Origin of the sequence: Sporosarcina sp. UB5 (assembly GCF_050859005.1) — a bacterium.
Taxonomy (GTDB): domain Bacteria; phylum Bacillota; class Bacilli; order Bacillales_A; family Planococcaceae; genus Sporosarcina.
In genome coordinates, this window is the sequence record NZ_CP125984.1 from 206,081 (window position 1) to 230,642 (window position 24,562).

At 43.6% G+C, this 24,562-nt stretch carries 27 protein-coding genes and 1 tRNA gene; 4 read left to right on the forward strand and 24 right to left on the reverse strand.

What is annotated here, in order from left to right:
- The 8 genes from secG to QM454_RS01225 all read right to left on the reverse strand — a co-directional run bounded on the left by secG (window position 1) and on the right by QM454_RS01225 (window position 8,102).
- Window positions 1-228: a preprotein translocase subunit SecG gene (secG, locus tag QM454_RS01190; protein ID WP_432360530.1), complete on the reverse strand. Its 228-nt coding sequence runs from the start codon at window positions 226-228 to the stop codon at window positions 1-3.
- Window positions 229-344: 116 nt separating this feature from the next.
- A complete protein-coding gene (gene eno / locus QM454_RS01195) occupies window positions 345-1,640 on the reverse strand; it encodes a phosphopyruvate hydratase (RefSeq protein ID WP_432360532.1) in 1,296 nt (431 codons plus the stop codon).
- A gap of 17 nt (window positions 1,641-1,657) precedes the next feature.
- Window positions 1,658-3,184: a 2,3-bisphosphoglycerate-independent phosphoglycerate mutase gene (gene gpmI, locus QM454_RS01200; RefSeq protein WP_432360534.1), complete on the reverse strand. Its 1,527-nt coding sequence runs from the start codon at window positions 3,182-3,184 to the stop codon at window positions 1,658-1,660.
- Window positions 3,177-3,938: a triose-phosphate isomerase gene (gene tpiA / locus QM454_RS01205; protein ID WP_432360536.1), complete on the reverse strand. Its 762-nt coding sequence runs from the start codon at window positions 3,936-3,938 to the stop codon at window positions 3,177-3,179. The genes gpmI and tpiA overlap by 8 nt, the downstream gene beginning before the upstream one ends.
- A gap of 13 nt (window positions 3,939-3,951) precedes the next feature.
- On the reverse strand, window positions 3,952-5,136 hold the full coding sequence (locus QM454_RS01210; protein ID WP_432360537.1) for a phosphoglycerate kinase: 1,185 nt from the start codon (window positions 5,134-5,136) through the stop codon (window positions 3,952-3,954).
- Window positions 5,137-5,650: 514 nt separating this feature from the next.
- Window positions 5,651-6,658, reverse strand: coding sequence for a type I glyceraldehyde-3-phosphate dehydrogenase (gene gap / locus QM454_RS01215; RefSeq protein ID WP_432360539.1), 1,008 nt, complete (start codon window positions 6,656-6,658; stop codon window positions 5,651-5,653).
- Window positions 6,659-6,707: 49 nt separating this feature from the next.
- Window positions 6,708-7,742: a sugar-binding transcriptional regulator gene (locus QM454_RS01220; protein WP_432360541.1), complete on the reverse strand. Its 1,035-nt coding sequence runs from the start codon at window positions 7,740-7,742 to the stop codon at window positions 6,708-6,710.
- Between the two features lie 123 nt (window positions 7,743-7,865).
- Entirely contained in the window at window positions 7,866-8,102 is a 237-nt protein-coding gene (locus QM454_RS01225; RefSeq protein WP_432360543.1) for a glutaredoxin family protein, read from the reverse strand.
- Between the two features lie 214 nt (window positions 8,103-8,316).
- On the opposite strand from QM454_RS01225, the gene QM454_RS01230 reads away from it, so the two are divergent.
- Window positions 8,317-9,033 carry a hypothetical protein gene (locus QM454_RS01230; RefSeq protein WP_432360546.1) on the forward strand — a complete coding sequence of 239 codons (717 nt, stop codon included), beginning with the start codon at window positions 8,317-8,319 and terminating at the stop codon, window positions 9,031-9,033.
- A gap of 120 nt (window positions 9,034-9,153) precedes the next feature.
- On the opposite strand, the gene QM454_RS01235 is transcribed toward QM454_RS01230, so the two are convergent.
- Both QM454_RS01235 and QM454_RS01240 read right to left on the reverse strand, forming a co-directional pair.
- Complete coding sequence (locus QM454_RS01235; protein ID WP_432360548.1) at window positions 9,154-9,963, reverse strand: TPM domain-containing protein; 810 nt, start codon at window positions 9,961-9,963, stop codon at window positions 9,154-9,156.
- On the reverse strand, window positions 9,960-10,538 hold the full coding sequence (locus QM454_RS01240; RefSeq protein ID WP_432360551.1) for a LemA family protein: 579 nt from the start codon (window positions 10,536-10,538) through the stop codon (window positions 9,960-9,962). Before QM454_RS01240 ends, QM454_RS01235 begins: the two co-directional genes overlap by 4 nt.
- A 150-nt stretch (window positions 10,539-10,688) precedes the next feature.
- Here QM454_RS01240 and QM454_RS01245 point away from each other — a divergent pair, with 150 nt between their 5' ends.
- Window positions 10,689-11,156 (forward strand): hypothetical protein, encoded by a 468-nt coding sequence (locus QM454_RS01245; protein WP_432360554.1) that lies wholly within the window; start codon window positions 10,689-10,691, stop codon window positions 11,154-11,156.
- A gap of 155 nt (window positions 11,157-11,311) precedes the next feature.
- On the opposite strand, the gene QM454_RS01250 is transcribed toward QM454_RS01245, so the two are convergent.
- The gene (locus QM454_RS01250) at window positions 11,312-12,490 is read right to left on the reverse strand and encodes an IS256 family transposase (protein ID WP_432357191.1); all 1,179 of its coding nucleotides are present in this window, start codon (window positions 12,488-12,490) and stop codon (window positions 11,312-11,314) included.
- A gap of 16 nt (window positions 12,491-12,506) precedes the next feature.
- Between QM454_RS01250 and QM454_RS01255 the strand changes: the two genes are divergently transcribed.
- Window positions 12,507-12,668 (forward strand): hypothetical protein, encoded by a 162-nt coding sequence (locus QM454_RS01255; RefSeq protein WP_432360557.1) that lies wholly within the window; start codon window positions 12,507-12,509, stop codon window positions 12,666-12,668.
- A gap of 136 nt (window positions 12,669-12,804) precedes the next feature.
- On the opposite strand, the gene clpP is transcribed toward QM454_RS01255, so the two are convergent.
- A complete protein-coding gene (gene clpP, locus QM454_RS01260) occupies window positions 12,805-13,413 on the reverse strand; it encodes an ATP-dependent Clp endopeptidase proteolytic subunit ClpP (RefSeq protein ID WP_432360558.1) in 609 nt (202 codons plus the stop codon).
- A gap of 185 nt (window positions 13,414-13,598) precedes the next feature.
- Between clpP and QM454_RS01265 the strand changes: the two genes are divergently transcribed.
- A tRNA-Arg gene (locus QM454_RS01265) sits at window positions 13,599-13,670 on the forward strand.
- Window positions 13,671-13,770: 100 nt separating this feature from the next.
- Here the strand turns inward: QM454_RS01265 and QM454_RS01270 are convergent.
- The 12 genes from QM454_RS01270 to lgt all read right to left on the reverse strand — a co-directional run bounded on the left by QM454_RS01270 (window position 13,771) and on the right by lgt (window position 24,561).
- Window positions 13,771-14,028 carry an HPr family phosphocarrier protein gene (locus QM454_RS01270; RefSeq protein WP_432360561.1) on the reverse strand — a complete coding sequence of 86 codons (258 nt, stop codon included), beginning with the start codon at window positions 14,026-14,028 and terminating at the stop codon, window positions 13,771-13,773.
- 32 nt (window positions 14,029-14,060) lie between these two features.
- Window positions 14,061-15,008, reverse strand: coding sequence for a DNA-binding protein WhiA (gene whiA, locus QM454_RS01275; RefSeq protein WP_432360564.1), 948 nt, complete (start codon window positions 15,006-15,008; stop codon window positions 14,061-14,063).
- A 25-nt stretch (window positions 15,009-15,033) separates the two neighbouring features.
- On the reverse strand, window positions 15,034-16,017 hold the full coding sequence (locus QM454_RS01280; protein WP_432360567.1) for a gluconeogenesis factor YvcK family protein: 984 nt from the start codon (window positions 16,015-16,017) through the stop codon (window positions 15,034-15,036).
- Window positions 16,018-16,021: 4 nt separating this feature from the next.
- Window positions 16,022-16,909, reverse strand: a complete 888-nt coding sequence (gene rapZ, locus QM454_RS01285; protein ID WP_432360569.1) for an RNase adapter RapZ — start codon at window positions 16,907-16,909, stop codon at window positions 16,022-16,024.
- Window positions 16,909-17,391, reverse strand: a complete 483-nt coding sequence (locus tag QM454_RS01290; RefSeq protein WP_432363823.1) for an NUDIX domain-containing protein — start codon at window positions 17,389-17,391, stop codon at window positions 16,909-16,911. The genes rapZ and QM454_RS01290 overlap by 1 nt, the downstream gene beginning before the upstream one ends.
- Before the next feature lie 336 nt (window positions 17,392-17,727).
- The gene (locus QM454_RS01295) at window positions 17,728-18,621 is read right to left on the reverse strand and encodes a GNAT family N-acetyltransferase (protein WP_432360572.1); all 894 of its coding nucleotides are present in this window, start codon (window positions 18,619-18,621) and stop codon (window positions 17,728-17,730) included.
- 315 nt (window positions 18,622-18,936) lie between these two features.
- Window positions 18,937-19,887, reverse strand: a complete 951-nt coding sequence (trxB, locus tag QM454_RS01300; RefSeq protein ID WP_432360575.1) for a thioredoxin-disulfide reductase — start codon at window positions 19,885-19,887, stop codon at window positions 18,937-18,939.
- Window positions 19,888-19,980: 93 nt separating this feature from the next.
- Complete coding sequence (locus QM454_RS01305) at window positions 19,981-21,504, reverse strand: tetratricopeptide repeat protein (protein ID WP_432360578.1); 1,524 nt, start codon at window positions 21,502-21,504, stop codon at window positions 19,981-19,983.
- 102 nt (window positions 21,505-21,606) lie between these two features.
- Window positions 21,607-22,155: an acyltransferase gene (locus QM454_RS01310; protein ID WP_432360581.1), complete on the reverse strand. Its 549-nt coding sequence runs from the start codon at window positions 22,153-22,155 to the stop codon at window positions 21,607-21,609.
- Entirely contained in the window at window positions 22,152-22,802 is a 651-nt protein-coding gene (gene ppaX, locus QM454_RS01315) for a pyrophosphatase PpaX (protein WP_432360584.1), read from the reverse strand. Before ppaX ends, QM454_RS01310 begins: the two co-directional genes overlap by 4 nt.
- Window positions 22,795-23,739 (reverse strand): nucleoside recognition domain-containing protein, encoded by a 945-nt coding sequence (locus QM454_RS01320; RefSeq protein ID WP_432360587.1) that lies wholly within the window; start codon window positions 23,737-23,739, stop codon window positions 22,795-22,797. The genes ppaX and QM454_RS01320 overlap by 8 nt, the downstream gene beginning before the upstream one ends.
- 15 nt (window positions 23,740-23,754) lie before the next feature.
- Window positions 23,755-24,561: a prolipoprotein diacylglyceryl transferase gene (lgt, locus tag QM454_RS01325; RefSeq protein WP_432360590.1), complete on the reverse strand. Its 807-nt coding sequence runs from the start codon at window positions 24,559-24,561 to the stop codon at window positions 23,755-23,757.
- Between the last annotated feature and the right edge of the window lies 1 nt (window position 24,562).

A 24,562-nucleotide genomic window follows, 5' to 3' on the forward strand; every position in this document is an offset into this window, starting at 1 on the left:
TTAAACTTTCACGATGGCAATCGCCAAAATGAAAAATAAAATAGAAAGTACAATTGTCACTCTTTGAAGCACTAAGTCTAACCCACGCGCTTTCTGTTTACCAAAAAGTTGTTCGGCACCACCGGAGATGGCTCCAGACAGACCTGCACTTTTTCCAGATTGCAATAATACAACAACAATCAACGCCAATGATACGATTAATAGTAACGTCATTAAGAAAGCATGCACTTTGTTCCACCTCCATCGAACATCACAATATTTATATTCTAGCAAACATTTTTCACTGTTACAACAAATTTCGAGATAATAACAATCAGCCGGTCATTGCCGGCTGATTTAGTATATCATTTTTTTAAGTTGTAAAATGTTTTTGCTCCGAGGTAAACTGCTGTTTCATCCAACTGATCTTCAATGCGAAGTAATTGGTTGTACTTTGCAACGCGGTCTGTGCGTGAAGGAGCACCTGTCTTAATTTGCCCTGCATTTGTTGCAACTGCGATGTCCGCGATTGTCGTATCTTCGGATTCTCCGGAACGGTGGGAGATGACTGCCGTGTAGCCTGCACGTTTTGCCATTTCAATTGCATCGAATGTTTCTGTCAATGTACCGATTTGGTTCACTTTAATAAGAATCGAGTTGCCGACACCTTCTTCAATGCCGCGCTCCAATTTCTCTGTGTTTGTTACGAATAGATCGTCTCCGACCAATTGAACTTTTGAGCCGATACGTTCTGTTAATAGTTTGTGTCCAGCCCAGTCGTTTTCATCAAAGCCGTCTTCAATCGAAACGATTGGATATTTTGCGCAAAGTTCTTCATACCAAGCAACCATTTCTTCGGAAGTTTTCGTAATTCCTTCCCCTTCTAAACGGTACTGTTTTGATTCGCTATCGTAAAACTCGGAAGCAGCGACATCCATTGCAAGCAATACTTCTTCGCCTGGTTTGTATCCTGCTTTTTTAATTGCTTCCATAATTGTCGATAGCGCTTCTTCGTTCGACGCTAAGTTCGGTGCAAATCCGCCTTCATCGCCAACCGCCGTGTTAAGACCTTTCGCTTTCAACACGTCTTTTAAGCTATGGAAAATTTCAGTTCCCATACGTAGCGCGTGACGGAATGATTCCGCGCCAACCGGCATGACCATGAATTCTTGAATATCAACGTTGTTATCCGCATGTTCCCCGCCATTTAAAATGTTCATCATCGGAACTGGCAATTGTTTTGCGTTCACGCCGCCAAGGTATTGGTAAAGCGGAACGTCTAAATAATCCGCTGCCGCGTGTGCAACAGCCATCGATACGCCAAGAATTGCGTTCGCGCCAAGTTTGCCTTTGTTTTTCGTACCATCGAGTTCTAGTAACGCATTGTCGATAACAACTTGATCGAGTACTGAATAATTGTCCACGATTTCATCTGCAATAACTTCATTAACATGATCAACCGCTTTTAAAACACCTTTTCCAAGATAGCGGGATGCATCACCATCGCGCAATTCGACTGCTTCGTATTCGCCTGTAGAAGCGCCGGACGGAACGATGGCACGGCCGAACGCTCCACTTTCTGTGAACACTTCAACTTCTACAGTCGGGTTACCGCGTGAATCAAGAACTTCTCTAGATTGGATATGAGTAATGATTGGCATTTCAATCTCTCCCTTTATTAGAATAATGGTGTTCCGGACATTTCCTCCGGCTGTTCGATTTCAAGTAGTTTCAACATCGTCGGTGCTAGATCTGACAAAATACCGCCTTCCCGTAGTACGATATCGGGGTTTGTAATAATGACGGGTACGGGATTCGTCGTATGTGCAGTCATCGGCTTTCCTTCAAGCGTCACGACTTCATCGGAATTCCCGTGGTCAGCGGTAACGATTGCGGTTCCACCTTTTAGCTTAAGAGCGTCAATAATCCTACCGAGGCACGCATCTACCGTCTCGATTGCTTTAATCGTCGGTTCAAGCATTCCGCTATGTCCGACCATGTCGGGGTTAGCGAAATTGAGAATGATTGCGTCTTGTGTTTCAGCCTCGATTTCTTTTAGCAACGCTTCCGTCACTTCAACGGCACTCATTTCAGGCTTCAAGTCGTAAGTCGCGACTTTCGGGCTTGCAATCAAAATCCGTTTTTCACCTTCGAACTCATCTTCCTTACCGCCACTCATGAAAAACGTTACGTGCGGGTATTTCTCCGTTTCGGCAATCCGTAATTGCCGGAGGCCGTTTTTCGAAATTACTTCGCCGAGCGTGTTCTCCAAGTTTTCATTTCCGAAAACAATGTCTGCCTGAACTTCATCACTATAATGCGTAAAGGATACGAATTTCAAGTTTTCGAACGTTTCAGGTCCTGTATGAAATCCGTCGAACGCGGGATCTGTAAATGCCTTCGACAATTGTATGGCGCGATCCGGACGGAAATTAAAGAACACGACTGCGTCACCGTCTTTTACTGTTGCGACGGGCTCGCCTTCCTCCGTTATAATGAAAGGCTCTACGAACTCGTCATGGACACCTGCTTCATATGAAGCGAGGATACCTTGCGTAGCGTTTTTACATGTAGCTCCGGTACCGTCGACAATTGCTCGGTATGCGCGCTCAACGCGATCCCATCTTTTATCTCGGTCCATCGCGTAAAAACGGCCAGAAACTGTAGCAATTTCACCGACTTCAAGCCCTTCCATCACCTTTTCAGTCTGCTCGACATATCCCATCGCTGTCTGCGGACCGACGTCCCTTCCGTCAAGGAATGCATGGACATATACGTTTTGTATGCCATTCATTTTGGCGAGGCGAAGGAGGGCAAATAAATGCTCATAATGGCTATGTACTCCGCCATCTGAAAGCAATCCCATCAGATGAAGGGATGATTCTTGCTGTTTAACGTGTTCAATCGCCCCGAGCAACGCCGGGTTCGTCATGAAGTCACCGTCTTTAATCGATTTATTTATTCGAGTTAGGCTTTGGTACACAATTCGACCTGCACCGATATTGAGATGGCCAACTTCCGAATTTCCCATTTGCCCTTCTGGAAGACCAACCGCTTCACCGCAAGCAGTTAACGTCGAATGCGGATATTCATTCCAAAGAAGATCGAAATTTGGTGTATTCGCTTGTGCGACCGCATTGCCGAACCGCTCCTCTCGCAGTCCGAAGCCATCTAAGATGATCAATGCGACGGGCGCTTTACTCATTCGCCGCCACTCCGATCATTTCGAGGAATGAATCCGGCTGAAGGCTTGCTCCCCCAACAAGTGCGCCATCGATATGTTCCATCGATAACAACTCGCCAATATTGCTAGGTTTCACGCTGCCGCCATATTGAATGCGAATCGCAGACGCTGTCGCTTCATCATATAGCTTACCAATTTCAGCACGGATTTCTCCGCACACGTCATTCGCATCTTGAGCAGTTGCAGTTTTCCCTGTTCCGATTGCCCAAATTGGCTCATATGCGATAATTGCACCTTTCGCCTGTTCTGCGCTAACACCTTCAAACGCTTTTTCCACTTGCGCTGCAACCATCTCGACTGTGTTCCCAGCTTCACGTTCCTCTAAGCTTTCACCGACACAGACGATTGGCGTCAATCCTTTCGAAAACGCTGCCAGTACTTTACGATTTACCGTTTCGTCCGTTTCATTGAAATATTGGCGGCGTTCGGAATGGCCGAGGATGACATAAGGTACATTTAAATCCGCAAGCATTTTCGGACTTACTTCACCCGTAAAAGCACCTTCGTCAACGTCATGCATCGTTTGTGCGCCAATTTTCAGAGGCGTTCCTTCCGTCAACTCCACAAGTGTAGCTAAATATAGAGACGGTGGACAAATGACCGCGTCGACCTTGTCCGTTTCCGGCAAGCGGTCTTTCACTTCTGTTACGAAGTTTCTTGCTTCACCGATCGTTTTATACATTTTCCAGTTTCCAGCTATAATTCGTTTTCGCATTTTTCTTCCTCCGTCACTTATCATTCAGCGCCGTCACGCCAGGCAATTCTTTTCCTTCCATGAATTCCAAGGACGCGCCGCCACCTGTTGACACATGGTCCATTCTTTCTGCAACGTCGAACTTTTCGACCGCTGCAGCAGAATCCCCACCGCCGATAACAGTGTATGCTTCCGTTTCAGCCATCGCCAAGGCAACATTCTTCGTTCCTGCAGCGAACGGTTCCATTTCAAATACACCCATCGGTCCGTTCCAAATGACGAGCTTCGAATTTCGAATGACATCTGCATATAGTTCAGCCGTTTCTGGCCCGATGTCGAGTCCCATCCACCCGTTCGGGATTTCATCGATTTTCACTGTTTTCACATTCGCATTTTCGGAAAACGTATCCGCCACTACCGCATCAATCGGCAAATGGAGTTTGACGTTTTTCTCTTTCGCTTTTTGAATAAATGATTGAGCGAGCTCAATTTTATCTTCTTCGACTAACGAATTGCCTGTTTCATACCCTTGCGCTTTCGTAAACGTATAGGAAAGGCCACCGCCAATCAATAAATGATCGACATTGTCCAATAAATTGTCAATGACGCCAATCTTATCTTTCACTTTAGCGCCTCCGATAATTGCCGTGAACGGCCGCTCCGGATTTGACAGCGCTTTCCCGAGAACATCAAGTTCCTTCTCAAGCAAAAATCCACTTACAGCTGGTATGTACTGTGCAATCCCCGCTGTAGAAGCGTGTGCACGATGGGCTGCGCCAAATGCATCGTTAACGAAGACATCAGCGAGTCCCGCGAACTTTTTCGCTAACTCCGGATCATTCTTTTCTTCCCCAGCATGGAATCTGACGTTCTCTAGAAGAATAATATCGCCTGCCTTCATATCGGCAACCGCTTGTTCAACTTCTTCCCCAACGGATGAATCGAGCTTTTTCACGTCTTTCCCAAGGAGCTCCGCTAATCTCTTTCCAGCCGCAGTTAAACGCATTTCCTCGTTCACTTCACCTTTTGGCCTACCGAGATGACTAGCGATTATCACTTTCGCCCCTTGTTCCGCCATGAAGGAAATCGTCGGAATCGCAGCACGGATTCTCGTATCATCCGCCACTTCACCGTTTTCCATCGGCACATTGAAATCGACACGGCAAAATACACGCTTTCCGTTCAATTCAATATCTTTGATCGTTTGTTTAGCTATCATGTGAACCGCACCCTTCCAATGAAAAGTTAAGCGCCAGAAACGGCGTGGAATGAAAAAAAGGAACGGGTCTCTCCGTTCCTCGTACCCAATTATCTATTATAATCGGTCGCCATAAGAATGGCTATGTTTTATACAAAAGCGTAGGGCGCCTGCTTAGGGGCGACGGGCATAAGGCGAAGATGCGGCGTGGCGTTTTTTGCCACAGAGCAGCTTTGACTTATGACCCCGAGCCCCTGGCGCCCGGAGTCTAGACGATAACAAAAGCGTAGGGTGGCGGTTAACAGCGACAGGCATAAGGCAGATCTGCGAAACGGCGCTTTTTGCCGTGCAGCAGAGCTGACTTATGACCCGAGCTGTTGCCACCCGGAGTCTAGACGATAACAAAAGCGTAGGGCGCCTGCTTAGGGGCGACGGGCATAAGGCGAAGATGCGGCGTGGCGTTTTTGCCACAGAGCAGCTTTGACTTATGACCCCGAGCCCCTGGCGCCCGGAGTCTAGACGTAACACTTGATGCTTAAATGCCCCGTTCTTTCATGTAAAGCGCCAAATCGATACAGCGAGCAGAGTAGCCTGCTTCATTATCATACCAAGCGATAACTTTCACCATATTATTGTCCAATACCATTGTCGATAGCCCATCGACAGTTGAAGATGCTGTATTCCCGTTGTAATCAATCGACACGAGCGGAATTTCATTATAGTAAAGGATGCCTTTTAGTTCATTTTCTGAAGCATTTCTCAACGCGGCATTCACATCTTCTACGGTCACGTCAGTTGAAAGTTCAGCGACAAAATCGACGAGTGATACGTTCGGCGTCGGTACGCGGACTGCCATTCCATCCAATTTTCCTTTTAATTCAGGAATAACTTTCGTCACTGCAGAAGCAGCGCCTGTCGTTGTTGGGATCATCGACTCAGCAGCTGCACGGGCACGTCGATAGTCAGAATGCGGGAAATCCAAAATACGCTGGTCATTCGTATATGAATGGACTGTCGTCATCATGCCACGCTCAATGCCGAATTTATTCTGTAATACTTTGACGACCGGCGCAAGGCAATTTGTCGTACACGATGCGTTGGAAACGACTTTGTCATTTTCGGGATCATAGTTTTCTTCATTCACACCCATGACAAGCGTTTTTACATCCCCTTTAGCTGGTGCGGATAAAATAACTTTTTTCGCGCCCGCTTCGATATGTTTCATAAGCCCTTTTTCATCCCGGAATACGCCTGTCGATTCGATGACGACATCGATATCGAGGTCAGCCCAAGGTAATTGTGAAGGATCTTTTTGAGCGAATACTTTTATTTTCTTGCCGTCGATAATGAGATGATCATCATCTGATCCAACTTCAGCGTCAAAAATTCCATGGACAGAATCATACTTCAGCAAATAAGCAAGCATTTGTGCATCTGTTAAATCGTTCACTGCTACAATTTCGATATTATCGTGCTTTCGCGCTTCCCGCATAACTAGCCTACCAATACGTCCGAATCCATTGATCGCCATTTTAATTGTCATTTCCATTACCTCCTATAGTTCAAATCAAGTATTTACGTACGAAGCGATGTTATTCTTCTATTTTCTCAAGCATTGCACGTGCTGCCCCTTCATCGGTAACGAGAATCGTTTGGCGCGGAGCACTTGCCATATACGACAAAATTGCGTCTGCCTTACTATTTCCTCCTGCAACAGCGATAATAAGTGGCACGTTCTTTAACTGCTCAGTCTGAATACCAACCGTTCGAATTCGATGAACGACATGGCCGTTGCGGTCAAAGTAGTAACCGAACGCCTCCCCTTTCGCTCCATTCTCCTGAAGGTGTAAACATTCATCTTCAGTTGTATTTCGCATATCCGCCATTCGGAGTGCTTCTCCAATTCCATGAAGGACGCAATCGGTCTTCTCATACATCTCCATCATTCGAATAGCGGTCGGTTCACGCTTGAACACTTCGTGCGCTTCAGCGCTAAGCGATTCGGGGTAATAAAATGTACTATATGTCCCCCCGCTCGCTTCCGCGAATGTGGCAGCGATGACATTTGCTTGCAGCCCGATATCATCACCAACTCCACCCCTAGCGGCAATGAAGTGTAGTCGGTCCGGATTGTCGATTGAGTGGAGATGTGGCGGAATAGCCGCTACAGAGCTTCCACCAGTAACAGCAATGATCTGGCCGTCACCTATCCGATTTGAAAATTCCGTGGCTGCTTCTTTACCTATTAAACTTTTCACGGCAGGATTTTCATCACAATCTCCGGGAACGATTTTTACGCTTTTTATTCCTAATAACTCGCCTAATCTTCTAGCAACTACCCCTTGCCCAGTCCATTCGTCAATCGTCGGGCCAAGCGAGTGAAGGACAGTTGCACCTTCATTCGTAATGGTTGCGCCTTCTTTCGCAACACGGATAAGTCCTTCTGTCCGCATAGCTTCCAACAAGTTGCGACATTCCCGTTCCGATATATTTGCCATCTGTCCAAGCGGTCTTCTCCCAATCGGACCGGCTACTTCGATAAATTTCAAAACTTTGTACCGCTGATGTAATAACTCCATCATTTCCGGGACAAGCTTTCGTTGTGCCTCAATTATTTTTGGGATCATGGAAAAACTCCCTCTTTCACAACAGGACGATTTTGACCCACCTGTTATTTATTTGTCCCACCTAGTTTAAAAAAATATAACTCTTATTAACAGTATAAACTTCCTCGTTAATAAATTCAAACTTTACACATTTTCAAATAAGTCCACTAAGTCGATGTAACCAATGGATCCGTATAAGAGGACGTCTCCATCTTTTTCAATGACAGGGATCATCATCATATATTTTTCATGGCTTTCGTCGTCTGTTTCAATGTCGATTGTCGACCACGTTAACGGATAATCTTCTTGTACGAGTTTCATCATTGATTCCGCCTCGTCACATAAATGACAGCCTTTTTTTGTATAAAATTGTACATGCATGCTGAACACCTCAACTAGCTTTTTCTTTAATTATAAATGAAAAATGACATTCCGGAAACTAAATGGAATGTCATTTTTCTTATGCTGGATTGCAACACCCTTAATTCATTTGGAAACGACAAACATTGTTTTGTTTTTCATTTTTCGCAAAATGGTGAATTCATTAGTCTTTGTATAGTACAATAATAGTTAATAGTATGAAGGGGTGAAAGGCTTGAAGGGGAAAAGTTTTTTTGTCACTACTTTCTGTATGCTTTGTATCCTTCTTTCTGGTTGTCAAGAAGAAGTGGGACTTACTATTGGTTCTTCTGCTGTTGAAATGGGTTCACTTATAGATCGTGATGATCGGGCATTGCATTTCCGTGTTGAAATTAATGGTGACGGAAATGAACAAGAGTTAGAATACAAAGTCAGATTTTTAATAATTGATGGCGATCTTCGTGACTTGATCGGTTCCGAAGAAATTGAAATAGAAGATACTTATAATGAAACAGGACTTATTACGGGAACCTCTGTAGAATTAAAGAAAGTGTTTTCTGTTGATGAAATAAGAAAAGCTGTAGAAAACCGAAAAGGCGTTGTAGTAGAACTTTACAATGAAGATCAAACTATTAAACGCAAAGTAGTTACCATTTTTAGAGAAAACATTAAGCAGATAGTAAAGATTAATCCAAAAGCTAAAATAGAAACTATTGAATTAAACGAGCCAACTGAAATAGAAATATATAGAAGAGCAGTTAGTAATTCAACTAAAATTAATTATTTCCCTTATGTTTATACTCAACCCAAATATCGTTTTAATCTTGATAATGAGTCTTTTTATCTTTGGATTACAGAAGATGATGGAATGATCATGAACACACAAGACACTTTCACAATCTATTCACTTTTGGATAGTTCGCTAAAAGAAATTAAAGAGATTATTGATTAAATTAAAAGAGATGGTTCTATCATCCTTTTTCTTGTTCATCATTTGAGGAAATAAAAAAGTAGCAGCCATAAAGGTTGCTACTGAAGAATTTTCATTTACCCTGACTTATATTGATTTGAGTTACCAACTCCGACCTGCGCCACCTCCGCCTCCGGATCCACCGCCACCAGAGAAGCCACCTCCACCTCCTCCGCCGCTGAAACCGCCTCCTCCGCCAAAGCCGCCAGGGAAGAAGATCATACCGCCTCTGCCTCTTCGCCTTCCACCAGGACCGCCACCACGTCCACGGCCGCCACCCATAAAACGGAACAGTAAATAGATAATAATCAATATGATAATTGGGGAAGGGATGCCAATGCCTGAACCGCCTTGGTTAGCGAGCGTGTTCACTTCCGCGACTTCACCGTTCCAACCATATTCTGCAGCAATTTCATTATAGTAAGACTTGTACGCTTCCATAATGGCGAGATCCGGTTGTTCATTTCTCAAATACGGCACTGAAACTTCGTCCATAATTCTACCGACTTTTCCGTCAGGCAATGCACCTTCCAAACCGTACCCTACGGACAATTCAAAATGCCTGTTACCATCTGAATTCGGAATCGTCGTCACGACGAGCAGCGCTCCGTTATCCTCCTCTTTCTTTCCGAGCTTGTATTCTCTAAGCGCTTTTACCGCGTAAGATTCTATCGGTTCATCCCCGATGCTCGTTATTGTGAGGACGGCAAGCTCAGCTCCCGTCGCGTTATTCAATTGTCCGCCTAACCGATTCAGCTCAGCTTTCTGTTCAGCCGACAAAATATTTGCATGATCTTGTATATAGTAATCCGCTGCATTCCATCGCGGGACGTCAGCTGCGAACGCCATTGCCGGCATGATCATCATGCTAAGACAGACAGCAAGTATGCAACGAAATGACCTACGGATCACTTGCCATCATCCCCAAAATCGACTTTTGGCGGTTCGCTTGCAGCTGCATCTGCTTTAAAGTATTCTTTCTCGTCAAATCCAAAAATAGAAGCGGTAAGTCTACCTGGAAAACGCTTAATTTGCCTATTGTAATCAGATACGACGTTGTTATAATCCATTCTCGCAACGCCGATTCGGTTTTCTGTTCCAGCAAGTTCATCCATTAATTGCGTAAAGTTTTGATTCGCTTTCAAATCTGGATAATTTTCAACAACAACGAGCAATCGGCCAAGCGCGTTCGACAGTTCTGTATCCGCTGCCGCCTGCTCTTCCGGTCCACTTGCACCTGCAAGCTTTGCACGTGCATCGGATATTTGAGCAATTACTTCTTTTTCGTGACTCGCATATCCTTTTACTGTGTTTACTAAGTTCGGAATTAAATCAAGCCTTCGCTGAAGCTGATTCTCGACTTGTGCATACGACCGATCGACATTCTCTTCCAAGTTTACAAATCTGTTATAGCTCGGCACGAGCATCATGCCGAGGACGACAAGAATGACAACAATAATAGCTATCGGCCCTAATAACCTTTTCATCATTTTCACACTCCATTCGATATAGTTTGCAATACCCAAGTGGCATTACTTTCAAAACAATTTGAGGATACATACTATTTATCGTATGTCGCGCAAAAAGGTTTCAAACCTCATGAAAATAAATCCATTTTGTGCGCTGGGGTGCTTGCTTTGGACGTGGGGGGACTTGGTTTGGACGCGGATGCGCTTACTTTGGACGCGGGGGCACCTGCTTTGGACGCGGGGGCACCTACTTTGGACGTGGAGGCACCTACTTTGGACGTGGAGACGCTTGCTTTGGACGCGGAGACGCTTGCTTTGGACGCAGGAGCGCTTGCTTTGAGCGAGGGAGACGTCGCTTTGAGCGCGGGAGGCGGCACTTTGAGCGCGGGTGCCGTCGCTTTGAGCGTGGAAGACGGCACTTTGAGCGCGGGAGGCGGCACTTTGAGCGTGGAAGCCATCACTTTGAGCGTGGAAGCCGTCGCTTTGAGCGCGGGAGCCAGCACTTTGAGCGTGGAAGCCGTCGCTTTGAGCGCGGAGAGCCACACTTTGAGCGCGGAAGCCATCACTTTGAGCGCGGAAGCCATCACTTTGAGGGTACCGTCAAGAAGTATGTGTAAGTACAACGCAGACTGTTAAGCAGATTTTACTTGGAGGGGCGGACATGTTAGCCTTGGCAGGCGAGGCCAGCTAATTACTATAGCTGGTATCATGGCCTGTTCACATGTCCGCAGAGGCTCCATGTCAAATCTGCGGTCTACGTACAAGCATCCTTAAGATCAACCTATAAAGTTTTAATTAATATTACCGTTGCCATACCGATCACTAAACATCTCCATTAAGGCAGTATGAGCCGAAGCAAATTCAGAACTCATCCTTTTACCCCATTTTTCGTTGTAGTCTTGCGCGACTAAATAGACTATTTTTTCGACAGCTTTTTCACTTGGCAAACTGTTCATAGTCTTGGTGCGTTTTTTTATTTCCTTTATAGTTCTTTCGATAATATTGGTTGTATAGATTTGGCTTTGAATAACTTTGGGATAAGACATGAATGTAAGTAAAACACCAAGATCCTCTTCCCAGGATTGGACCACTTTCGGATACCCTTTCTTCCACTTTTCTCTAAAGTCTTCGAAGGACCTAAGCGCGTCTTCCTTAGTAAGTGCCCGATAAACTTTCTTCAAGTCTGTCATAATGGGCTCCTTGTCCTTCTTACGAACAGAAGAAATAACATTTCTCACTTTATGAACCACGCAGCGCTGCACATCTGCCAGTGGATAGACCTCTTTAAACGCCTGTTCCAGACCAGATAATCCATCGAAAACACCAAGCAATACTTCTTCTAACCCACGGCTTTTGAGACTGGTCAAAATGTTTTTCCAGCCTACTGCACTTTCATTTCCACCCACAAAGAAATCTACGATTTCTCTATAACCATCGTCCCTGACTCCAACAATGACATATACAACCTCGCTTGCAACGTCTTGCCGGCGGAGCTTTAGGTAGGTGCCGTCCAAATAAAGCACAGAATATCTATTGTGAAGTGAGCGTTGTTGCCATTCCAAAATATCTTCCATGACCACGTCCGTGATGTTACTGATCGTTGTAGCTGAGTAGTTGTTCCCCAGAATCCTTTCGATAAATTGTCCAACTTCCCGAGTGCTAAATCCGTTCTGGTACATCGTAATGATTGTTTCACCCAGCCACCTTTCACGCCTTTGGTAAGGGTCGAAAAGCTGGGTGCGGAAATGTCCCTCGCGATCTCTAGGGACTGCCAAGTCTTCTATACGGCCGTATCTTGTATCGAGCATGCGCGAATAATATCCATTCTTACTATTCTTAAGCTCAGGATGTTCTACTTCGAAGAAGTTTTTCATTTCCTCTTTCATAATTGTTTCAAGATTATCCTGGACAAATTGCTTGACTAACTCCTCCATTTGATTAGAAAACAGATTATCGATTATACTAGACATAGATAGTGCATCCTCCTTGGTTTTTGTAGTGATTAACCTTGAGGATGCCCTATCTTTTTTACGTTTACACAGACTATTGTACGTCACCACTTTGAGCGTGGAAGCCGTCGCTTTGAGCGCGGGAGCCAGCACTTTGAGCGCGGAAGCCATCACTTTGAGCGCAGAAGCCTCGCTTTGAGCGCGGAGAACCACACTTTGAGCGCGGGAGCCATTGCTTTAAGCGCGGGAGCCAGCACTTTGAGCGCGGGAGCCGTCGCTCATTGCTTTGCATAAAAAAGCCGACTCCCTAATTAGAGTCGGCTATCGATCAGTTATTATTTTTTCGCGTCTAGTTCTTTCATGTCGCTGCGTGTGATGATATGGTCGATTAATCCATATTCTTTCGCACGTTCAGCTGTCATGAAGTTATCACGGTCTGTGTCTTTTGCGATGACATCAATCGGCTGGCCTGAACGCTCGGCAAGGATTGAGTTCAACTTTTCGCGTAGGAAGAGAATGCGTTTTGCTGCGATTTCAATTTCAGTCGCTTGCCCTTGTGCTCCTCCGAGTGGTTGGTGAATCATTACTTCTGCATTTGGAAGTGCATAACGTTTCCCTTTCGTTCCAGCTGTTAATAGGAATGCTCCCATTGACGCAGCCATACCGATACAAATTGTTTGAATGTCTGGCTTAATGAATTGCATCGTATCGTAAATTGCCATACCTGCTGTAATGCTTCCGCCAGGGCTATTGATGTAGATCGATACATCTTTCTCTGGATCTTCCGCTTCTAGGAAAAGCAATTGCGCAACGATTGAGTTTGCAACGTTGTCGTCGATTGCACTGCCCAACATGATGATACGGTCTTTCAATAAACGGGAGTAGATATCATAAGCACGTTCTCCCCGGTTCGTTTGCTCAATGACTGTAGGTATTAGATTCATCTTGTTTCCTCCTTATGAATGGGTCACAATTTTCGTTCTGCTGAAATCAATTGTTTCAACTGTACATCTATCATACATACTATGGTCAATTAAGGTCAAATATAACGCTTTGAAAATAGGTGTTGCATTCATTCAACTTTTTTTGTATACTTAATCTTGTCTGTTACTATTAACAGCAAACGTTTGCCCTCGTGGTGCAATGGATAGCACGCAAGATTCCGGTTCTTGAAATGTGGGTTCGACTCCTGCCGAGGGCGTCATAGAATAAAGAAGCCTGTAAACATGTAACTTCATGTTTACGGCTTTTTTTATACTTCAGCCGTTTCCTAGTTGCGTAGTGAAACGGCTGTTTTCATTTCAATTTTCATTCTCAACGAGTGCAGCTAGCGTTTCGATTGCTTGTTCTTCATCGACGCCTTCCGCAATTAACGTCACTTCGGCACCTCTAGCAATCGCCAAGCTCATTACACCCATAATGCTTTTTGCGTTTACTTGACGTTCATTTCTTTTCAAAAATACATCCGCCGTGAATCGGTTTGCTTCTTGCACAAAAAGCGCAGCTTGTCGTGCTTGTAATCCGGTCTTCATTTTCACTTCAACCGTTCTTTCTGCCATTCTCATTCGACTCCTTCCTGTCCGCCTTCTTGTTAACGGCTTGCAATTCCTCCGTTACGGAGACCTTCCGCAATTTCTTCAATTTTCCGTAGACGATGATTCACACCGGATTTACTTACTGTACCGCCGCTCACCATTTCGCCAAGCTCTTTTAATGTAACATCCTGGTTGTCGATGCGCAGTTGGGCGATTTCCTGTAAACGATCAGGCAATTGATCTAACCCTATCGTACGCTGGATGTACTTAATATTTTCTACTTGCCTTTGTGCCGCTCCAATTGTTTTATTCATATTGGCAGTTTCACAATTCACAAGACGATTGACGCTGTTACGCATATCCCTCAAAATGCGTACATCTTCGAATTTCATTAATGAAACGTGCGCCCCCATTAATCCAAGGAAATCCGAAATCTTTTCCGCCTCTTTCAAGTAGGCGATATAGCCTTTTTTCCGTTCAATCGATTTTGCGTTCAATTCATATTTATTCATCAAATCCACTAATGCTTCGCTATGCTCTCTGTAAAAAGAGAATATCTCCAAGTGATAGGAGGACGTTTCCGGATTGTTGACAGAACCGCCTGCGAGGAATGCTCCACGCAAATACGCTTTCTGGCAACATTTCTTTTTCACCAATCGTTCTACAATCTCGTTTTTAAATTGAAAGGTTCCTGTCAGAATATACAGGTCTTCCAATAACTGCTTCGCTCCTTCGCGAATTCGGCATATGTAGACGTTGTTCTTCTTTAGGCGCATTTTTTTACGGACGAGCAATTCAACTTTATAAGGGTAGAGACGTTTGATGTTTGAATAGAGTCTTCTAGCGATAGCCGCATTTTCTGTTTGTACGTCCAAGCTTAATTGCTTATTCGAAAATGACAGGGCACCATTCATTCGGATGAAGGCGGCGATTTCCGCTTTCACACAACAATCCTTTGAATCGAATTGTGTCAGTTCCTTCTTCACTTCTGATGCAAAAGACATGATTTCCCCCCTCTCTCGGCGATGATCAAGTCTCCTCGTTAACGATCATACCTTCCATATAACTCATGATCCACGATGCAACTTTGTCGGCATCATGTATAATTCTTCCGTCTGAAACCGTTGAAAAGTCCCCTAATATGATTGTAGGGACTAACATTTGTAAAGCATCGATGTCATTTTCTACAGGAAACTGCGTGGCGGACGGCTTTTCCCCTTGGAATAGCGTTTGGAAATCCGTCTTATTCAACAGCACAGTGTCGAGGAATTGACTGCCTGCATGATCATATAGCGCTTTCACATGCTCGGACGCAGTATACTGATACGTTTCACCTTCTTGTGTCGTCAAGTTATTGATGTACACTTTCTTCGCTTGACAGGCAAGCACAGTGTCACGAATATCCCTCACAAGTATCGTCGGCAAAATGCTCGTATATAAGCTACCAGGTCCAAAAATGATTAAGTCTGCCTCATTAATAACCTGTACCGTTTCAGACAAAGGCTCGACCTCTTGCGGAGACAAATAGACTTTCCGGATTTTGCGTCCATACACCGGGATTTTAGATTCACCGGTTACAATTGTGCCATCATCGAGCTCTGCATGCAAGGTGATCTTTTGGTTCGCAGCAGGCAATACTTTCCCTTTAATGTTTAACACCCGGCCCATCTTTTCTACGGCACGGGCAAAATCGCCTGTAATGTCCGTCAGTGCGGTAAGCATAAGGTTCCCAAGGGAATGTCCTTTCAAATCATCAGAGTTCGAAAACCGGTATTGAAACATTTTTTCAATTAACGGCTCGACATCTGAAAGCGCTGCCATCACTTGACGGATATCTCCTGGTGGCGGGATGTTGTATTGATTTAACAGTCTTCCTGAGCTTCCTCCGTCATCTGCAACTGTTACGATTGCAGTAAGATCGACTGGGTATGCTTTCAATCCACGAAGCAAGGTGGACAATCCGGTCCCGCCCCCAAAGACGACTATTTTTTTCATTTTCCCGGATTGCAACATAGTGTCAACCCTTTCTTTTCTCTACATCTCGATGAGTAATTAACGTCTTGTATTCTTCTTTAAGACGATTTCCAAAATACTCAGCAAGTGACACAGAACGATGTTGTCCGCCTGTGCATCCAAAAGCGATAACGACTTGAGATTTTCCTTCATTTTTATATTGGGGAATGATGAATTTGAACAGGTCTGTCAACTTCTCAATTAATACTTGCGTATCATTCCATTTTAGCACATATTCATATACTTCTTTCTGTAAACCTGTCAGTGGTCTCAACTCTTCGATGTAATAGGGGTTTGGTAAGAAACGTACGTCAAATACGACGTCCGCATCGATTGGCATACCGTGCTTAAAACCGAATGAGATGAAGTTGAGGGTGAATGCAGTGTCTCCTTTAAAGGAGAATGTCGACATAATCTTTTCCCTTAATTCCCGAGGCTTCAGATTGGATGTATTGTAGATGAAACGTGCCCGGCCCCGCAATTCGGATAGTAGATTTCTTTCCTTCCGAATGCCTGCGAGCGGCAGTCCGCCTTCCGCTAACGGATGCGATCTTCTCGTTTCCTTGTATCGTCTAACAAGGGTCTCATCATCCGCATCCAAGAAGAGCAGTCTCACCGATACTCCATCCATTTGATGCAAGTTATCCAATGCGCCGATTAAAGCGTCAAACAAGTCGCCCCCTCTAGTATCCATGACTGCGGCAATTCGTCTCATCTTGTTTTCTGATTTCATCATTAAGTCCAGAAACGTGACGAGCAGCTCAGGAGGCAAATTATCGATACAATAAAATCCGAGGTCTTCAAAACTTTGCATAGCAACGGTTTTTCCGGCACCTGACATTCCCGTAATGATGACTAATTCGACATCGCTGTTCGGTATTTCATTCTCCATTAATGCAGCTCACCTTCCATTGATTTTTGTATGTGCTCATCCAACAGTTCAAACTCTTCTGTATAATAAAATGTACCATATTGCACACCAGATTGGGAGGCAGCAAATAACAAATTCGTTCGATCTCCTTCCGCCATTGGAAGGGTCTTTAAGCTTTCAACAGGATGCCATTCGAGCAGGCCTTCCCTGTTTGATTCATAAGGTGTTCCTATTAGGTCTCGCGCAACGAATGTGTAGAGCATCCATTCGTTTAGTAATTCTTTTGATTGTTTATCTACGATCATCATCGTGTAGATGCCTTTTACATGCGGCTGGACGGGTGTCGCTCCGGTTTCTTCTTTGAACTCCCGGATGGCTGCGTCGTATATTGATTCGCCCGAATCCATCTTGCCGCCGGGCGCTACGTACCAATCCCGTCTCGGTTTTTTTAATAATAAAACACGGTTATCTTTTATGACTAGTAAGTTTGCGATTCTTTGCATGACCATTTCCTCACTTCTATCAATACGCATATTCCCATTATACAATGTTTTGAAAGTAAACGACAAAAAAAGAAGACCACCTGCCGTTTAAAGGGCAGATCGTCTTTAAATCGTTGCTTTATTAATAAGGGGGGTCAATTCATATTCCTATCATAACCGTTTTGTGTTGCAGGACGGTTACAGCAATATTAAGGGTAGATTAATGTTGGCTCATTTGATAAAGTTCCTAACAGAAAAAAGTGTTAGATACCCATGTTAATGGATCATCTAAAGCTCTTCATCATTCAATGGATAGGATACGCCAATTATATTGTGAAAAAACGTTGGTATCTCAGGTTAAAGTTTATAATTATAACAAACCACCGATTCTTCCTTTTTAAATCCTTCTTTAGTATAAAGATGAACTGCTCGTTCGTTTTCCGCATTGGTGCTTAAAACCGCCTTTGGAAGTCCGATACTTTTTCCAAATGCAAGTGCTTTTCTTAATAACTGACGTCCTAATCCTTTCCCTTGATATTCAGGGATGAGAGCTAAAGTACCGATGTTCAGCACATATTCATTATTGTAAAACTCTCTAGATGAGCGTACGACCCCAATCGGCTTTTCATGGTGATAAAGAAGAGAGATTCCACATTCTAAATAATCTTCTTTATTCTCCATGTACTTAACGTCTTCGACCGTCAGCGGAGTCTCCGAACCTTTAAGTGTTGCAAAACCAATGTTTCGCACATAAAGATAGTCTTCCTCATCTTTATTAAATTCAAAAGTTTTAAATGAGTAGTCATTTGGTAAGCTTGGTTGTACGACATCTATGGCTTCTCTTTTTAGAAAATAGGCGTAACGCTCAATAGTAAACTGCATGGAATGAAAAATATCCCGGACGATAAAATTATCTTCTTGAATAAAAAGATAGACATTGTTTATTTCTGTTATGTGGGGCTTTATACTCTCGAGCATCAGCTTGTAAATATTTAGGTTAGGTTCTATAGAGTGAAAGATCCGCCAGCGTCCCTTTTTTCCTTTCTTAAAATATGAATCCTGGATGAGAGAAACCGCAGCAATAATTTTAGATTGGTCATCTAAAACGATATACGTTGGATTGTCCTGATCAGGCTGAAAGATTTTTAGGTCTTCCTCATAAAGATAAGAATCATCTACCTCATTCCTATATTTTCTACAGAAATCTATAAAATCTAAATATCTAGCTTCAGATAAATATTCAACATTCATAAATTTTCCCTCCTTTACTTTGTCTATTTCTCATACCAATGACTATTTATAGTTCAATTCAATACCTATAACACAAAATACTCAGACGATATGGTGTATATGACAGTAATTAAAATACTTTAGGAAAAGTGCCCTATTATGGAATAAGTCAAATGGACATGAAAAACGTTAATTTCGGCATAACAAAAGCTGAACTAAAGTATAATCTTTAGTTCAGCTTTTTTTGTACAATATTATGTCGCACATTCTAGAAATACTGCTAATCGAATGTCTTTTCTTAAACAATTGATTTTAAAAAAAGATCTTTTTTCCTTCTCAAACTTCAGCAGCCATTTTCTCTGCGAGTTCTTCGATGTATTTTTGGCATACTTGTGCTGCGATGCTTCCGTCGCCTGTTGCTGTAACGACTTGGCGAAGCGTTTTTTGGCGAACGTCGCCCGCTGCAAAAATGCCAGGTACAGACGTTTCCATTTCTTCGTTCGTTACGATATAGCCATGTTCATCTAAGATGCCTAAATTTTTGAATGGCGCTGTTAACGGATCCATGCCGACATAAACGAACATGCCTTCCGTCTCCATTTCTTTTTCAGAGCCGTCCACTGTTGAGACGAGTGTGATGGAGCCGATTTTGCCGTCTTTTTCGTTCACTTGCTTGACTGTCGTATTCCAGATGAAGTCAATCTTCTCGTTTGCAAATGCTCGGTCTTGAAGAATCTTTTGCGCGCGGAGTTCGTCGCGTCGGTGAATGATCGTCACTTTATTTGCAAAGCGTGTCAAATATCCACCTTCTTCGACTGCGGAATCTCCACCGCCGATAACAACGATATCTTTTCCTTTAAAGAACGCTCCGTCACAAACTGCGCAATAGCTGACGCCGCGACCAGTCAATTCCCTCTCACCCGGCACACCCATTTTTCTATACTCCGCACCGGTCGTAATGATGATTGCTCGCGTTTTATATTCTTTATTACCTGCTTTAATCGTTTTAAAATTGCCTTCATCTATTACTTCAGTTACGTCACCATACGCGTATTCCGCACCGAAAGCTTTCGCGTGTTCAAACATTTTTGTCGAAAGATCAGGGCCGAGGATTGTTTCAAAACCAGGGTAGTTTTCAATCTCTTCCGTGTTTGCCATTTGACCGCCTGGGATACCGCGCTCGAGCATTAGCGTTGATAAACTCCCTCTGGATGTATAAACTGCAGCGGTCATTCCCGCTGGTCCAGCACCAATAATAATAACGTCGTAAATCTTCTCGGTTGTCATGCCTATTCCTCCTTCAGTACAACTACTACTGTCCAAATCGTATAAGAATCCGAGGAGTCATTCAATATATATGCTTATATAGTCATCGCCGTCTCAATCATTAAATTGCGGCAAAAACTCCATTAAATCACTGACGTATTTCGTCAACGTCGGGACGGATATGCCGTAGATACTTGCGATCGCTGTTTTCGTAACCCCTTTATAACGGGATGATTGGAACATATAATCCGCAGCTGCAGCTAATGCTGATGGATTTCTGAAATGATAGGAGCGCATTAAGCCTACTTCGCAAAGGGTGAACCACATTTGAAAAAGATGTGTCCCTTGTCGTTCTAACGGCTTATATTTTTCATATATCATTTCAGTTGTTTCTAAAGCGCGCATAAAGGAATGATCGAATTCGTTTTCCAATGCGAATTCATAATTGAGACTATGCGCCAAAAACAGCTGCTCAATGCCACTCAGCTTTTCGAGATCGATATACGTAGGATGTGAGACAATTTCTTGTTTATGTGCTGATTTTCCTAACAAGTAAAATCCTAACAATCTTTCACTTCTATATTTATTCGTAATTTTACTTAATAAAAAATCCCGATCTTGTTCGTAAGACTCCGGTTTGGCTGAAGAATGAACGTCTTTCCATGGTTCAAAACCTTCTTTTGTCGGATCTAGCTCCACAAGCCTTTTATATGATTCCTTCGCCACTTGTTCATGACCAGAGAAGTATGCCGAGTGCGCAAGCCAGAAGTAATAGCCGGCATCCCCATCAAAGCCCCGCTTTTGCAAACTTCTAAGCCAGCCATACGCTTCTTTATGTTTGCCGACTAACGCAAAGGTAGCTCCTAATTTGTATCGGTGAACAAATTGATACGGTTTTATTTTCATAAGGAGCTCGAGCATCGAGTCCAATTGCTCTTTATCTTTCTCATAATAATAAAAGACGGCGAGATTACATAATGCGTGGAGATTCCCTTTGTTTTTATCGAGCACGTCATACAACAATTGCTTCGCTTGTTCGATTTTGCCGATATAAAAGTAGGCGAGTGCTAAATTATTGTAGGCAGCCCAGAAATCAGGGTAATCGATAATAACCGACTCCAGTATTTCGATTGCCTCCGCAAATGATCCATCTTCCATTAACCTTCTTGCTTTCTCTTGAAGGAAGTACACTTCTCCATCAGGCATTTCTTCATCGGTAAAGAATGCTTCCTCTTGCTCTGCAAAATCAATGATTTCCATGGAATCATCGGCTAAAGGGCCATCCGGAGCTAATGCGATATATTTTTCCGCATAAATCTTCGCATCTCGAAGGAGACCTAAGTGGGCGTGGACTTCCGCCAAATAAAAGATGATGTCCTCCTCTTCCGGATCGAGGCCGTGCGCTGCAGCAAGAATTTCATAAGCCTCTTCAAACATTCCCTCTTCCATGACGAGAATGCCGTATTGCATTAAGATGAGCGGATCATTCGGGCTCAACTCAACGGCCCGTTGTAAATATTTACGCGCTTCATCGAAACGTTCCCGTTGCATCGCTTTAACGCCTTTTTGATAGTAGAATTCACCGTCCGGGATAAAAGAGATAACTTTCTTATCTATGTTCCTATACTTTTTGTCCAATCAAATTCCTCCGAAAAAATTAGAAGGAACGTTCACACGTCCCCTCTAATCAATAATGCCTTGTTAAAAACTTTCTTAATTATATCATAATTTCTGTTAGCGTCATTCTTTTTCTTGTGACGTTTTGTTGTAATTTCGAGCTGCTTTACGCCGCTCCTCCATTTGTTCGGCCGTGTAAATAATACGAACCGGATTGCCTCCAGCCATTGCGCCTGCAGGGATGTCGCGGTTGACGAGCGACGCCGCTGACACAATGGCACCATCTCCTATTTCCACGCCTGGAAGAATTGTTGTATTCGCACCGATCATGACCCGATCTCCAATAACGACGTCACCGATACGGTATTCTTCAATTAAATATTCATGGGCGAGAATCGTCGTATTGAATCCAATGATCGTATTCGTACCGACCGTTATTCGCTCCGGAAACATCGTATCCGGCATAACCATTAATGCGAATGAGGTCTTTTCTCCGATCTTCATTCCTAAAAACGTCCGATAAATGAAGTTTTTCATTGGAATGAAAGGTGTATACCTTCCAATTTGGATAAAAAGGAAATTCTTCGCCACTTTAAAAAACGAAACCGTTTTATAAATTTGCCAAAGGGAGTTCGCATTTCCTTTGGCAGGAAACCGCTCAGTCCGTCTCAAGCTTCCGTTCCTGCCGTAATCGACAGCAAGTCTGAAATATGGTGCAAGACAAAGTCAGGTTCCTGCTCACGGATAAATTGCTCTCCTTTTACTGACCAAGCTACTCCAGCCGTGCGAACTCCGGCGTTTTTCCCTCCGAGAATATCGTGAATATTATCACCGATCATCATCGTTTCCTCAGGGGTTGCGTTCAATCGTTCCATTGCAAGGAGCAACGGTTCTGGATGAGGCTTTGCGTTCTGCACATCGTCCAATCCGACGATTGTATCAAACAAATTCCCTGCCGATAGTAGCTCCAAACCTTTCATGATCATATTGTTTCGTTTCGTCGATACGATCGCCATTTTGAAGCCTGCATTTTTTAATTGCTGCAATGTGTCACTGACCCCGTCGAATTCGGACGCCAACGCATCATGATTTGCCAAATTCCACGCACGATATTCGGCGATAAGTTGCTCTGATTTTGTCAAATCAATACGATCGAATGTTTCTTTTAACGTCGGTCCGAGGAACGGAAGTATATCTTCTCTTTCATACATGCCCGGGTAATGTGCGTTCAAAACCGTTTGGAACGATTGGATAATTAGCTCATTCGTGTCTAATAACGTCCCATCAAAATCAAATAGTAACGTTGTAAGTTTATCCATTCAGAACTGTAACCTCCTTCTCCCTTTTCCGTTCTGCCTGTTTCCAGTAATAAGCGACCGCAATCGTCAATAAGAACGCCGTGACGAGTCGGATGATAAGCAGCGGAAGAATAGGAATACCTAACGGAACGAATATGAGCGTATCTTCAACGACCGCGTGACACGCTACGAGGAAAATGAAAGCGAGTGTCGCATCCTTCTTGCTGACGCCATCTTCTTGAACCGCTTGAATCATAACGCCCGCCCCATAGGCAAGACCGATGACGAGGCCCGCAACTAATGTCATCGATGCGTTCGGCTGCACGCCAATAATTCTTGTAAACGGTGCAAGTTTTTCCGAAAACTTCTGCAAGTAGTTTCGGTCTTTCAAATATTGGACGACGATCATAAGCGGAATGACAATAAGTGCAAGTTGCAGTACGCCGAACGATGCTTTCTGTAAACCGAGCAGTCCGATTTCCAGCCATCCATCCGGAACTGCAGCCACTTCCGGCGCAATACCGTACTTCGCAATTTCACTGCCGCCCTTCCAGAATAAATTAATAATAATACCGGAGAATGCAGCTAATCCGAATCTAACGACTAACACAACCCACAATTTAACGCCAACCTTTAAAGCGACTCCCGTCTCGATGAACATATTATGTGCAAAACTGAGCATAACAGCCAAAATGAAAACTTCCTTCACCGTTAGCTCAAGTGATAGAATTCCTGCAATCCCTGCGTATAAATTCAAGGCATTTCCGAGCACTAACGGAATTGCTGCCTCTCCACTTAATCCAAATAACCCCATGAATGGCGCTATCAATTTTACTATCCATGGCAACACAGGTGTATGTTGTAAAATGACGAGTAGGATAGTAATTGGGAATATAATTTTCCCTAACGTCCACGTCGTCTTTAATCCAGCAATCAACCCATTTCGAAACGTCTGCATTTCCTCATCCCTCTTCTATTTATCTTGATATACGACTTTAACTTCCTTAATGAACCTTCTCCAAATGAATAACGATACAGAGAAAAGAATCGCAATGATCGACACAATTTGAGCAGCGCGTAAATCACCGCCGTACAAACTGTCCGTCCTCATACCTTCGATAAAGAATCGTCCGATTGAATACCACGTCAAATAAAAGAAAAACATTTCGCCCCGCTTCAATCGTACTTTTCGTAAAAGCAAAATGATAATAAGTCCAACGACATTCCAAAGTGATTCATAGAGGAAAGTCGGATGATACGTTACGCCGTTGATCGTCATTTGATTCATAATCCAATCGGGAATCCAAGTGTTTTCCAGAAAGCTTTGCGAAACTGGACCGCCATGCGCTTCCTGATTGACGAAATTCCCCCATCTCCCAATAATTTGACCAATCAAAATACCCGGTACTGCAATGTCCACGACTTTCCAAAATGATATTCCGCGACGTTTCGTATAAAAATATGTCGTCAAGAAAGCACCAATTAAAGCACCGTGAATGGCAATGCCGCCTTCCCATATTTTAATCGCATCGATCGGGTTATCTTTATAAGAATCCCTGTAAAATAGTACGTAGTAAATTCTTGCGCTCAAAATTGAAATTGGCACTGCCCATATAAGGAGGTCCGTTAAAAAATCCGGATGCATCCCACGCTTCACCATTTCTTTTTGGACGACGATGAATGCAAGAATGATACCGGTTGTAATTAAAATTCCATACCACCGAATATCTATCGGCCCAATACTGAAAGCCGTCGGGTCAATCGCTAGTAAATTAAACATT

Bases quoted from the DNA above. Each gene is read 5' to 3' on its own strand.
- eno (WP_432360532.1), bottom strand. From the start codon at position 1,640: ATGCCAATCATTACTCATATCCAATCTAGAGAAGTTCTTGATTCACGC.
- gpmI (WP_432360534.1), bottom strand. From the start codon at position 3,184: ATGAGTAAAGCGCCCGTCGCATTGATCATCTTAGATGGCTTCGGACTG.
- tpiA (WP_432360536.1), bottom strand. From the start codon at position 3,938: ATGCGAAAACGAATTATAGCTGGAAACTGGAAAATGTATAAAACGATC.
- QM454_RS01210 (WP_432360537.1), bottom strand. From the start codon at position 5,136: ATGATAGCTAAACAAACGATCAAAGATATTGAATTGAACGGAAAGCGT.
- gap (WP_432360539.1), bottom strand. From the start codon at position 6,658: ATGACAATTAAAATGGCGATCAATGGATTCGGACGTATTGGTAGGCTA.
- QM454_RS01220 (WP_432360541.1), bottom strand. From the start codon at position 7,742: ATGATCCCAAAAATAATTGAGGCACAACGAAAGCTTGTCCCGGAAATG.
- QM454_RS01225 (WP_432360543.1), bottom strand. From the start codon at position 8,102: ATGCATGTACAATTTTATACAAAAAAAGGCTGTCATTTATGTGACGAG.
- QM454_RS01240 (WP_432360551.1), bottom strand. From the start codon at position 10,538: ATGAAAAGGTTATTAGGGCCGATAGCTATTATTGTTGTCATTCTTGTC.
- QM454_RS01250 (WP_432357191.1), bottom strand. From the start codon at position 12,490: ATGTCTAGTATAATCGATAATCTGTTTTCTAATCAAATGGAGGAGTTA.
- clpP (WP_432360558.1), bottom strand. From the start codon at position 13,413: ATGAATCTAATACCTACAGTCATTGAGCAAACGAACCGGGGAGAACGT.
- QM454_RS01270 (WP_432360561.1), bottom strand. From the start codon at position 14,028: ATGGCAGAAAGAACGGTTGAAGTGAAAATGAAGACCGGATTACAAGCA.
- whiA (WP_432360564.1), bottom strand. From the start codon at position 15,008: ATGTCTTTTGCATCAGAAGTGAAGAAGGAACTGACACAATTCGATTCA.
- QM454_RS01280 (WP_432360567.1), bottom strand. From the start codon at position 16,017: ATGTTGCAATCCGGGAAAATGAAAAAAATAGTCGTCTTTGGGGGCGGG.
- rapZ (WP_432360569.1), bottom strand. From the start codon at position 16,909: ATGGAGAATGAAATACCGAACAGCGATGTCGAATTAGTCATCATTACG.
- QM454_RS01290 (WP_432363823.1), bottom strand. From the start codon at position 17,391: ATGCAAAGAATCGCAAACTTACTAGTCATAAAAGATAACCGTGTTTTA.
- QM454_RS01295 (WP_432360572.1), bottom strand. From the start codon at position 18,621: ATGAATGTTGAATATTTATCTGAAGCTAGATATTTAGATTTTATAGAT.
- trxB (WP_432360575.1), bottom strand. From the start codon at position 19,887: ATGACAACCGAGAAGATTTACGACGTTATTATTATTGGTGCTGGACCA.
- ppaX (WP_432360584.1), bottom strand. From the start codon at position 22,802: ATGGATAAACTTACAACGTTACTATTTGATTTTGATGGGACGTTATTA.
- QM454_RS01320 (WP_432360587.1), bottom strand. From the start codon at position 23,739: ATGCAGACGTTTCGAAATGGGTTGATTGCTGGATTAAAGACGACGTGG.
- lgt (WP_432360590.1), bottom strand. From the start codon at position 24,561: ATGTTTAATTTACTAGCGATTGACCCGACGGCTTTCAGTATTGGGCCG.